The 11,354-nt window shown below is 29.1% G+C and carries 9 protein-coding genes; 6 read left to right on the top strand and 3 right to left on the bottom strand.

What is annotated here, in order from left to right; genetic code table 11:
* The first annotated feature begins 10 nt into the window (after nucleotides 1-10).
* The 4 genes from ACY2RX_RS09875 (at nucleotide 11) to ACY2RX_RS09860 (ending at nucleotide 4,531) form a co-directional block, all read left to right on the top strand.
* Nucleotides 11-1,366: an exopolysaccharide biosynthesis polyprenyl glycosylphosphotransferase gene (locus ACY2RX_RS09875; RefSeq protein WP_490103812.1), complete on the top strand. Its 1,356-nt coding sequence runs from the start codon at nucleotides 11-13 to the stop codon at nucleotides 1,364-1,366.
* A gap of 1 nt (nucleotide 1,367) precedes the next feature.
* The gene (locus ACY2RX_RS09870; RefSeq protein WP_490103811.1) at nucleotides 1,368-2,105 is read left to right on the top strand and encodes a glycosyltransferase family 2 protein; all 738 of its coding nucleotides are present in this window, start codon (nucleotides 1,368-1,370) and stop codon (nucleotides 2,103-2,105) included.
* A gap of 49 nt (nucleotides 2,106-2,154) precedes the next feature.
* A complete protein-coding gene (gene purD / locus ACY2RX_RS09865; RefSeq protein WP_490103810.1) occupies nucleotides 2,155-3,429 on the top strand; it encodes a phosphoribosylamine--glycine ligase in 1,275 nt (424 codons plus the stop codon).
* Between the two features lie 64 nt (nucleotides 3,430-3,493).
* Complete coding sequence (locus ACY2RX_RS09860; protein WP_490103809.1) at nucleotides 3,494-4,531, top strand: glycosyltransferase; 1,038 nt, start codon at nucleotides 3,494-3,496, stop codon at nucleotides 4,529-4,531.
* Here ACY2RX_RS09860 and ACY2RX_RS09855 read toward each other — a convergent pair.
* Both ACY2RX_RS09855 and ACY2RX_RS09850 read right to left on the bottom strand, forming a co-directional pair.
* Entirely contained in the window at nucleotides 4,514-5,554 is a 1,041-nt protein-coding gene (locus ACY2RX_RS09855) for a sensor histidine kinase (protein ID WP_490103808.1), read from the bottom strand. The two genes, ACY2RX_RS09860 and ACY2RX_RS09855, sit on opposite strands and share 18 nt — an antisense overlap.
* Before the next feature lie 10 nt (nucleotides 5,555-5,564).
* Nucleotides 5,565-6,263, bottom strand: coding sequence for a response regulator (locus ACY2RX_RS09850; protein ID WP_490103807.1), 699 nt, complete (start codon nucleotides 6,261-6,263; stop codon nucleotides 5,565-5,567).
* A gap of 228 nt (nucleotides 6,264-6,491) precedes the next feature.
* Here ACY2RX_RS09850 and ACY2RX_RS09845 point away from each other — a divergent pair, with 228 nt between their 5' ends.
* Nucleotides 6,492-8,672: a T9SS type A sorting domain-containing protein gene (locus ACY2RX_RS09845; RefSeq protein WP_490103806.1), complete on the top strand. Its 2,181-nt coding sequence runs from the start codon at nucleotides 6,492-6,494 to the stop codon at nucleotides 8,670-8,672.
* Nucleotides 8,673-8,766: 94 nt separating this feature from the next.
* Nucleotides 8,767-9,483 (top strand): 3'-5' exonuclease, encoded by a 717-nt coding sequence (locus ACY2RX_RS09840; RefSeq protein ID WP_490103805.1) that lies wholly within the window; start codon nucleotides 8,767-8,769, stop codon nucleotides 9,481-9,483.
* Here ACY2RX_RS09840 and ACY2RX_RS09835 read toward each other — a convergent pair whose 3' ends face one another.
* The gene (locus tag ACY2RX_RS09835) at nucleotides 9,484-11,340 is read right to left on the bottom strand and encodes an ABC-F family ATP-binding cassette domain-containing protein (protein WP_490103804.1); all 1,857 of its coding nucleotides are present in this window, start codon (nucleotides 11,338-11,340) and stop codon (nucleotides 9,484-9,486) included.
* Nucleotides 11,341-11,354 lie beyond the last annotated feature (14 nt).

Here is an 11,354-nt window from a genome sequence, read left to right as displayed (position 1 = left end):
TTCTAAATAATTGAAAAAAAGATATTCATACTTAATAAAACCTATACAGCTATTAATAGATTTATGTATAATCAATTTAACAGTTTTTTTTGTTTATGATAAAGAGTTTTTTAATATTTCTTTTCTATCTTATATTACTTTATTTTGGATAATTACGAGTTATTTTTTAGGCTTTTATAATGTTTATCGTTTTAATAACAACTTAAGAATTTTAACCCTTTTAGCAAAACAATTTTTAATATTTACATTAGGATATTTTGCTTATTTCGGAATTTTTAGAGAAGGAGATGTAGTACATAATCAATTTTTAATTTTAGTATCCATATTACTATCTATCACTATTTTTAAATTTTTATTTTTCTTTCTATTAAAAAAATACAGAGCTTTAGGTAACAACTATATCTCTACCGTTGTTTTAGGGTTTGATGATTCTGCAAAAAGTGTTATTAAAGTATTTAACAGTAAAGCTAATTTAGGGTATAAATTTTTAGGTTTTTTTTCTGATAAAGAACACAAAAACAAAAAATACAAAGGGAAGTTAAATGATGTTTTTTCTTATGTAATAGACAATCAAGTAGATGAAATTTATTGCTCATTAAGTGTTTTAAATAAAGAACAAATTAAAGAAATGAATAAATTTTCTATTGAGAATAAAATTACATTAAAACTTATACCCAATACAAATGAATTATACAGTAAAAACCAAAAAGTAGAATATTATGATGATACTTTAATGGTGTTAAATGTAAAAAAATTACCATTTGAATTTACGGAGAATTTTTATATTAAGAGAATCTTTGATATTTTTTTCTCGCTCTTTGCTTGCATTTTTATCCTTTCTTGGTTAATACCTCTTTTATGGATTTTAGTAAAATTAGAATCTAAAGGACCCTTAATTTTTAAACAAAAAAGAGAAGGTTTAAATGGCGATGAATTTGTTTGTTATAAGTTTAGATCTATGAGAATTAACCCTCAGTCAGATAAAGTCCACGCTACAAAAAATGATGTTAGAGTTACTAAAATAGGCGCTTTTTTAAGAAAAACAAGTATGGACGAATTGCCTCAATTTATTAATGTCTTGTTTGGCGATATGAGTGTTGTTGGCCCAAGACCACACTTAGAAAGCTTATCTTTAGAATATCAAAAAGATGTAGACGATTATTTAAAAAGACACATTGTAAAGCCAGGAATTACAGGTTTAGCACAAGTTAGTGGCTATCGAGGTGAAATTAAAAAGAAATCGGATATTAAAAACAGGGTGCGTTTAGACATTTTTTATATAGAAAATTGGTCTTTTCTGTTAGATATTAAAATCATTATTCAAACGGTTTTAAACGTTTTTAAAGGAGAAGAAAAAGCCTATTAAAATGATAACCGCTTCAATTGTTTTATATAATGAGAGTTTAGAAACCCTAAAAAAAACAGTCAATTCCTTTCTTCAAACTCCTATTCAGAAAAAACTTTTTTTAATAGACAATTCTCCCACAAATCAACTAGAAAAACATTTTAAAAATTCTGAAATAGAATATATTTTTATCAATAAAAATATAGGTTTTGGTAGCGCTCATAATTTAATTCTAGATAAAATTAATTCTAAATTTCATTTGATTTTAAATCCAGATGTTGAGTTTTCTGTGGATGTAATTCCTAATTTAATTCATCAATTAGACAAGCATCCACAAGCTATTTTTATTACTCCTAAGGTAATTTACCCCAATAAAGAATTACAGTTTGTTTGCAGAAAACATCCTTCTTTTTTCGATTTAATAAACAGAAAATTAAAACTGTCTAAAAATCTTCTAAATAAAAATGAATACAGAAATATAGATTTAACAAAACCATTTTACCCAGAGTTTATTCACGGATGTTTTATGCTTTTTAAAACAGATGATTTTAAAAGTTTAAAAGGTTTTGACCAACGTTATTTCTTATATCTAGAAGATGCAGATATTTGTAGAAAAATTGATAAACTTGGAAAAAAAATATTGTATTTTCCTCAAGTAGAGATTGTTCATCAACATCAAAAAGGTTCATCAAAAAATATGAAGTTGTTTTTTTATCACCTTTCTTCAGCAATTAAATATTTTTTAAAGTGGGGATTCTAATATCATCAGAATTTAAAATATATTTGCAATAACAACAACACAACAAACAATGAATGTACTTATTTTAGGTTCTGGCGGTAGAGAACACGCTTTTACCTTAAAACTATTAGAAAGCAATAAAATTAATCAACTTTTTGTAGCGCCAGGAAATGCAGGAACAGCTAAAATTGCCACCAACATCAATATCAATCCAACAGATTTTAAAGCCGTAAAAAACACAGTTTTAAAAAACAATATTCAAATGGTAATTGTTGGCCCAGAAGCACCTTTAGTGGCAGGTGTTCACGATTTCTTTTTGGCGGATAATGAATTGAAAAACATCCCTGTAATAGGCCCTAAAAAAGATGGTGCTTTGTTAGAAGGATCTAAAGATTTTTCGAAACAATTTATGCAAAAACACGGAGTTCCAACTGCAAAATATCAATCTTTTACTAAAGATACCTTATCTGAAGGCATTGCCTTCTTAGAAACTTTAGAACCACCTTACGTGTTAAAAGCGGATGGTTTAGCAGCAGGAAAAGGAGTTTTAATTTTAAATGATTTAGCTGAAGCAAAAGCTGAGTTAAAAGAAATGGTTTCTAATCAAAAATTTGGCGAAGCTTCTTTAACAGTTGTAATAGAAGAATTTTTAAAAGGAATAGAACTATCAGTTTTTGTTTTAACTGACGGAAAAAACTATAAAATTTTACCATCAGCAAAAGACTATAAAAGAATTGGCGAAGGCGATACAGGTTTAAATACTGGCGGAATGGGCGCAATTTCTCCTGTGCCATTTGCAGATGATGCTTTTTTAAATAAAGTGGAAGAACTGGTTGTAAAACCTACCATTGCAGGTTTGCAAAAAGACGGAATAGATTACAGAGGTTTTATTTTTATTGGATTGATGAATGACAATGGAAACCCTTCTGTGGTAGAGTATAATGTAAGAATGGGAGATCCAGAAACTGAAGTAGTTTTACCAAGAATAGAATCAGATTTGTTTGATTTGTTTGATGGTGTTGCCAATCAAACTTTAAACCAAAAATCTTTTGCAGTAACCAGCAAAACAGCAACAACTATAATGTTAGTTTCTGGTGGATACCCAGAAACTTATGAAAAAAATAAAGAAATTACAGGCTTAGAAAACGTAAAAGAATCTACAGTTTATCACGCAGGTACAACCATAAAAAACAACAAAGTTATTACAAGTGGAGGTAGAGTGATGGCTGTTACATCTTTTGGAAATACCATAGAAGAGGCTTTAGAAAAGTCGTATAATTCTATTGATAAAATCTCTTTTGATAAGATGAATTACAGAAAAGATATTGGTTTCGATTTGGTTTAAAAACAAGTTTGTCATTCCTGCAAAGGCAGGAATCTTATTAAAAAAAGATTTCTAAATTTAAAGAATGACAAATCAAAAAAAAATAATTGTTGCACCCCTAAATTGGGGTTTGGGTCACGCCTCACGTTGTGTGCCAATTATAAATACTTTATTAGAAAATAAATTTGCGCCAATCATTGCTTCCGATGGAAATGCACTTGCGTTTTTACAACAAGAATTCCCTGATTTAGAAACGTTAGAATTACCTTCTTACCATATTTTTTATCGAAAAAATTTAAAACTGAATTTACTCTTTCAGGCTCCAAAAATTTTGGCTGCAGTAAAAAAAGAACAAAAAGTAATTGAAACTTTTATTGATGAAAACAAAGACGTTATTGGTCTAATTTCTGATAACAGATTTGGCGTAAGAAGCTCTAAAGTTAGGTCTGTTTATATTACACATCAGTTAAAAGTTTTATCAGGTTTTACCACTTTTTTTACCAGTTATTTTCATCAAAAAGTTATCAATAAATTTGATGAATGTTGGATTCCTGATACTATAAATTCTGAGTTTTCAGGAAAATTATCATCAACCAAAAAAGTAAAAAAAGTAAAATATATTGGTATTTTAAGTCGATTTAAAAAAGAAAATTTAGAAGTAAAGATAGATGTTTTAATAGTGCTTTCTGGGCCTGAACCTAACAGAACTTTGCTCGAAAAAAAATTAAAGAAAGAATTTTTAAAGTCTGATAAGAATGTTGTTTTAGTACAAGGTAAGGTTGAACAGCAACAAAAAAAATCAACAGAAAATAAAATTACCATTTTTAATTTTATGCTTTCTAATGAGTTGGAAAAAACAATAAATAAATCTAAAATTGTGGTTTGTAGAAGTGGGTATTCATCTATTATGGATTTGGCTGTTTTAGAGAAAAAGGCATTTTTTATCCCAACTAAAAATCAGAATGAACAAGAATATTTAGCCAATTATTTATCTGAAAAAAAATTAGCTCCTTTTTGTAAAGAAGAAGATTTTACGATAGATAAATTATCAGAAATAGAAAATTATAAAGGATTAAAATCTAAAGAAACAAAACTAGATTCAGACTTATTTCGCTTTTTCTAAGGTAAAAGAAAATTCTGATCCTTCTCCGTAAATGCTTTTTAAAAGGATGGTTTCATTATGTGCTTCTACAATGTGTTTTACAATAGATAAGCCAAGCCCAGAACCACCTTGCTCTCTAGATCTACTTTGGTCTACTCTGTAAAAACGCTCAAATAAACGTGATAAATGTTGTTGTTTAACGCCCTCTCCGTTATCAATAACTTTTACAATAAATTTTTTGTCGTTATAAGTATCAATTCCAACAATTGTAGTGCCATTTGGTTTACCATATTTAATAGAGTTTACCACTAAATTAATAAGTACTTGCTCAATCTTTTCTATATCTCCTTTCACAAAAACAGGAAATTCGTAAATTTTATCAAACGCTAAAGTAATGTTTCTTTTTTTTGCTTTCATTTCGAACAAATCAAAAACATTCTGAATTAATTCTAGAATGTTAAAAACTTCTAAATTTAGCTTCATACCATCTGTTTCTAGTTTGGCAATCATATCTAAATCTTTAATAACAGCCACCAATCTTTCTACACCTTTGTTGGCTCTGTCTAAATATTTTGTTCTTATTTGTTTGTTGTTTACAGCTCCTTCTATTAAGGTTAAAATATAACCTTGAACTGTAAATAAAGGCGTTTTAAGCTCGTGAGCAACATTTCCTAAAAAATCTCTTCTAAAGGAATCTCTTTCTGTTAGGCTTTTTATTTCTAGTCTTTTTCCCTCAACAAATTTTTGCATTCTTTTAGAGAGAATTTCAATATCTGTGGTAACAGATTCGCTTTTTAGGTCGTTAACATCTAAAATAGAGATGTCTTCATAAATCTTTTTTAAACGTCTGTAAATAAAATGTTCTGCTCTGTATTGTATGATAAAAAAAGAAATGATAAAAAGAACAATTATAGAAATAATTACAGTACTAATTCCTAAATGCTTGACAATAAAAAAATATGAAACTGCAGCTATAGCAACAGATAACAGCGTTAGATATGTTGCAGACCAAAGTGCGTAAGAATAGGTTTTTTTAAATTTCATTAGAGCAAATTTATTTATCAGCTCCTTCTAAAACAAATTTATAACCAACTCCTTTTACGGTTTTAAAATGATTATCTCCTATTTTTTCTCTAAGTTTTCTTATATGAACATCTATAGTTCTGCCACCAACAACAACTTCATTTCCCCAAACAGTGTCTAAAATAACTTCTCTTTTAAAGACTTTTCCAGGTTTGGAGGTTAACAAAGAAAATAGTTCAAATTCTTTTCTTGGTAGCGATATTTTTTTATTGGCTTTATAAACCACATACTCATCTCTATCAATAACAATGTCACCTATTTTAAAAGATGTATCGCTTTCTTTTTCTGTTTTTAGTCTTCTTAATAAAGATTTTACTTTGCTAACTAAAACTTTTGGTTTAATAGGTTTTGTAATGTAGTCGTCTGCACCAGCTTCAAAACCAGCAACTTGAGAGTAGTCTTCTCCTCTTGCTGTTAAGAACGATATAATAACATTTTCTAAAGATTTTACTTTTCTAATTTTTTCACAAGCTTCAATTCCGTCCATTTCTGGCATCATAATATCTAATAAAATTAGATGCGGAAGGTTTTTTTTAGCAGCTTTAATGGCTTCTTGACCGTTATTGGCTGTAAAAATTTGATAACCTTCATTTTTTAAATTGTATCCAACAATTTCTAAAATGTCTGGTTCATCGTCAACTAATAAAATTTTAATATCGCTTTTATTCATAAATTGATTAGAATTCTATGAATTTCAAAAATAACGATAATTCTACAACAAAAGCAAGTAGTTAACAATCATTTAATCTAATTGCGCTTTGTTAACATTTAAATAACTTTAGTGTTTTGATTTATAGGATAGTAAGTTAATTAACAATTTGTTAATCAGTAAGGAATATAGTGTGTACTTAAATTTTTTATATATTTACAATATCAATTTAATTTAATATTTACTTATATGAAAAAAAATTACTTTTTAACTTTATTATTAACCATTTGCTTTAGTTTTTTATCTTTTGGGCAATCAGTACTTATTACAGGCTATGTAGATGCGCCTTGTTCTGGAGCAAAACCTAGAACTGTTGAGGTTTATGTTAATGGAACTGTAGATTTTACAGGTTGGAAACTTATAAGACAAACAAATGGAAAAGGGTTTGCCCCTGGTTCAGGTTCTAGAGCAGAAATAGATATATCTAGTCTTGGGTCTTTAACTGATACTTTTGCATATATAACAAATGATAGTGCTGGATTGGCTTCTGAGTTTGGAATATCTACTAACTTTGTTCAAAATGGAAGTATTAATAGTAATGGAGATGATGCTTTTCAATTGTTAAATGGTTCTACTGTTGTAGATAGATTTGGTGTAGACAATGAAGATGGAACAGGAAAAAATTGGGAACACGTAGATACTTATTTTTACAGAAAAGATGGTTCTTCTGCAAATGCAGGTGCATTTAATGTTATTAATTGGACTTTTGGGGCTCAAAATTTATTAGATGGAAAAGGTTTGTGCAATGGGCAAGCTGCGTTAAGTACTTTAGTTCCTTTTGGGTCATTTAAATTAACAGCTTCATCAACTCCTAGTTTAAAGATCAATACTCCTATTGCTGGCACTATTGCTAGTACAAGCTCAGTTACACCAACAATAACAGTTCAAAACTTTACTATATCAGGTGATAATGGTTCTGGATCGAGTAATAACTCTGGAGATGGTTTTATAAAATCTACATTTGTAACTCAAGGAGGTTCTACTGAAAACAACAATTTTTTTACAGCAACTTTACCAGCTATAACTGTAGCTTCTGGAAATACTTATACTTTAACTTTAGAATTAGTAGATAATGCAGGTGCATCTTTAAGTCCTTCAGTAAGTGAGTCTGTAACTTTTACTGTTAAACATCCTTGTGATTTGATGCTTGGTGAAATAGCAGCTACTTGTGATGCACTAACTTCTGGTTCAGATGGGTTTAGTGGTTCAATTGCTTTTACAGGAGGAAATACTGGTACAACATATACTATTACAGCTCCAGTTGGTGTAACTGTTGGTGGTGACAATCCTAATACAGCAACAGCAGGAACAATTACTTTTACAGGAATGACTGAAGGAACAAATGCTGAAATTAAAATAGTTGGAGGTGCAAATAGCTCTTGTGATTTTACTAGAACTCTTTTTAGCCCTACTTGTATTGCTTTTCCAGTAGTTGATTATTTTGATTATGCAAATGGATCAAATTTAACTGATGTTTCTAATTGGGAAACTTCATCTACATCTTCTGATAAAGTGAAAATAGCTACAGGTACCATTGGAAATCCTTTTGGACCGGGACAATTTCCTGATCCAACAGGAAATATGGTTACTTTTAACGGTGGTGGAGCAGATCCATATATTAAATTTTATCAACAAAATACAGGAACAATTTACGCATCATTTATTTTTACTGCAACAGATATTTCTGGTTTAACAAATACAAATGGTGGTTATTTTGCAGTATTAACACAAGCCTCAGGAAGTTATAAAGGTAGATTGTGGTTAAGGCAAGAAACAAGCGATAAAACAAAATATAATGTTGGTGTAACAACAGGAAGTAGTGGAGCAACTTATCATACATTAATGCATACACCAGGAGAAGAAATATTTATTGTTATGGGATATGATTTTGCTTCTAATGATTTAAAAGTTTGGATTGACCCAGACCCAGTTAGTTTTTCTTCAACTATACCTGCAGAAACATTGAAACTAACTGCTTCTGCTTCTGATATTCCAACAGATTTAGGAAGATTTTTGTTAAGGCAAGATTCTGATTCTGAAACACCAAGTATTAATTTTGATGAATTGAGAATTGGACAAACATGGGCTCAAGTTACTCCAAAAACAGCAACTGCTTCTACAGCAAAAAATTCTATTGATGGCTTTGCAACGTATCCAAATCCTGTAACAAATAAGAGTTTTACAGTTAAAACTTCTAGTGCTTCTAAAAAACAAATTAATATTTACAATGTTTTAGGAAAGAATTTATTTACGCAATCTTTTTCTGGATTAAAGAAGTCAATTAATATTTCTTCTTTAAATGCTGGAATTTACATTTTAAAAGTAACAGAAGAAGGAAAAACGGCAACAAAAAAATTAGTTATTCAATAATTAATACTTGTTTTAAATTTTAAAAAAGCTCCGAAATTTTCGGGGCTTTTTTATTTTTACTATATTTAGGTCAAGAAAAAGTAACTATTTAGCTATGAATTTGTCTATCAAATTAAATAATATCCTTTTTTTGGATATTGAAACGGTACCTCAAGAAGAAAATTGGAAAAGCATTTCTAAAGAAACTCAAGAACTTTTTAGTAAAAAAACGCAATATCAACGTAAAGAAGATTTTTCTGCTGAAGAATTTTATGTACGAGCAGGAATTTGGGCAGAGTTTGGAAAAATAATTTGTATTTCTGTGGGTTATTTTGTTAATCTAGAGAAAGATAAACAATTAAGAGTTACTTCTTTTTTTGGTGACGATGAACACAAAATTCTTATTGATTTTAAAGAATTATTAGATAAGCATTTTAATAAAAAAAACAACGTTTTGTGCGCACATAATGGTAAAGAATTCGACTTTCCGTTTATTGCCAGAAGAATGATTGTACACCAAATAGAACTTCCTAAAAAATTGAATTTATTTGGTAAAAAACCTTGGGAAGTTCCGCATTTAGATACCTTAGAATTATGGAAATTTGGAGATTATAAACATTATACATCACTAAAACTTTTAACGTCTATTTTAGGAGTTCCATCGCCAAAAGATGATATTGATGGTAGTGAAGTTGCAAATGTTTATTACAAAGAAAAAAACCTAGATAGAATTGTAGATTATTGCGAAAAAGATACCATTGCTGTGGCTCAGATTTTATTACGTTTTAATAACCAAGAGTTGTTACAAGAAAAAAATATTATTAGAGTTTAGTTATTCTTCTAACTTCATAGAAAGTTCTAACCAACGTTCTTCTTTTTGTTCTAGCTTGTCAATAATCTCTTGTAATTCTTCAGATTTTTTGGCAATATCATCAGGTGCAATTTCTACATTCAAAAACTGTTTTTCAATGGTTGATTTCTTTTTTTGAAGACGATCTATTTCAGCTTCTAAAGCACCAAATTCTCTTTTTTCATTAAAACTTAAAGTTCCTTTTGTGTTTTTCTTTTCGGTTTTTTCAATCACTTTTTCTGGCTTGTTTTCTTTTAGTGCAGAACTATCATAAGCTCTAAAATCTGAGTAATTTCCAGGAAAATTCTCCACAATTCCATCACCTCTAAAAACAAACAAAGCATCTACAATTTTATCCATAAAATAACGGTCATGAGAAACCACCAATAAATTTCCTGGGTAATCTAGTAAGAAGTTTTCTAACACATTTAGAGTAACAACATCTAAATCGTTTGTTGGCTCATCCAAAATTAAAAAATTAGGATTCTGAATTAAAACCGCGCATAAATACAAGCGTTTTTGTTCTCCTCCAGAAAGTTTTTCTACAAAATCGTACTGTTTCTTTTTATCAAACAAAAATCGTTCTAACAATTGCGATGCAGAAATTCTTCTTCCTTTGGTTAAGGGGATTTCTTCACCAAATTCTTTAACAACTTCAATTACTTTTTGTCCTTCTTTTATTTGGATTCCTGCTTGGGTGTAATAACCATATTTTACAGTTTCACCTAAAATAACTTTACCTGCATCTACAGGAGCTTGTTGTGTAATTATATTTAAAAATGATGATTTTCCTGTTCCGTTTTTACCAATAATTCCTACACGTTCTCCACGTTTAAAAACATAGTCGAAACCTTCTAAAATTTTCTTATCGCCAAAAGATTTATATACTTTATGAAGTTCTAAAATTTTACTTCCTAAACGCTCCATATTTATCTCTAATTGTACTTGATGGTCTTTTCTACGTTGATGTGCTTTCTCTTTTATTTTATAAAAATCATCGGTTCTAGATTTCGATTTTGTAGTTCTTGCTTTGGGTTGCTTTCGCATCCATTCTAATTCTTTTTTAAACAAACTTTTGGCTTTTCCTAAATTGGTGGCTTCTAAAGCTAATCGTTCTTCTTTATTTTGAAGGTAATAAGAATAATTTCCTTTGTATTTGTAGATTTTTCCTTCATCTAATTCTAAAATTTCATTACACACACGTTCTAAAAAATAACGATCATGCGTAACCATAAATAAAGTAATTTTTTCTTTCGCAAAAAAAGCTTCTAACCATTCTATCATTTCTAAATCTAAATGATTAGTTGGCTCATCAAGAATTAATAAATCGGGTTTATTAATTAAAACAATAGCTAAAGAAAGACGTTTTCTTTGTCCGCCAGAAAGCTTTCCAACTTTTAAAGTTAAATCGTCTAATTTTAATTTTGATAAAATTTGCCTGTATTGCGTTTCAAAATCCCAAGCATTGTATTGCTCCATTTTTTCAAATGCAGTTTGATAAGCTTCAGCATCATCAGGATTTTTTAATGCTTTTTCATATTCATTTACAATAGAAAGTATTTTGTTATCGGTAGCAAAAATGGTTTCTTCTATGGTTAAATCTGGATTGATATCATCTTTTTGTGATAAATACGCAATAGAAATTCCTTTACGGCTTACAACTTGTCCAGAATCTGGCACATCTAAACCTGTAATAATATTTAAGATGGATGTTTTTCCACTTCCGTTTTTAGCAACAAAAGCAACTTTTTGGTCTTTATTGATTCCAAATGAGATGTTTTCAAACAAAACTCGCTCACCATACGCTTTAGATATGTTTTCTACAGATAAATAATTCATAGAAATAAATTTAT

It is taken from the genome of Polaribacter sp. 2405UD43-2 (assembly GCF_058147125.1).
The sequence above is the reverse complement of the archived record's forward strand: the minus strand, read 5'-3'. Positions and strand labels throughout refer to the sequence as shown.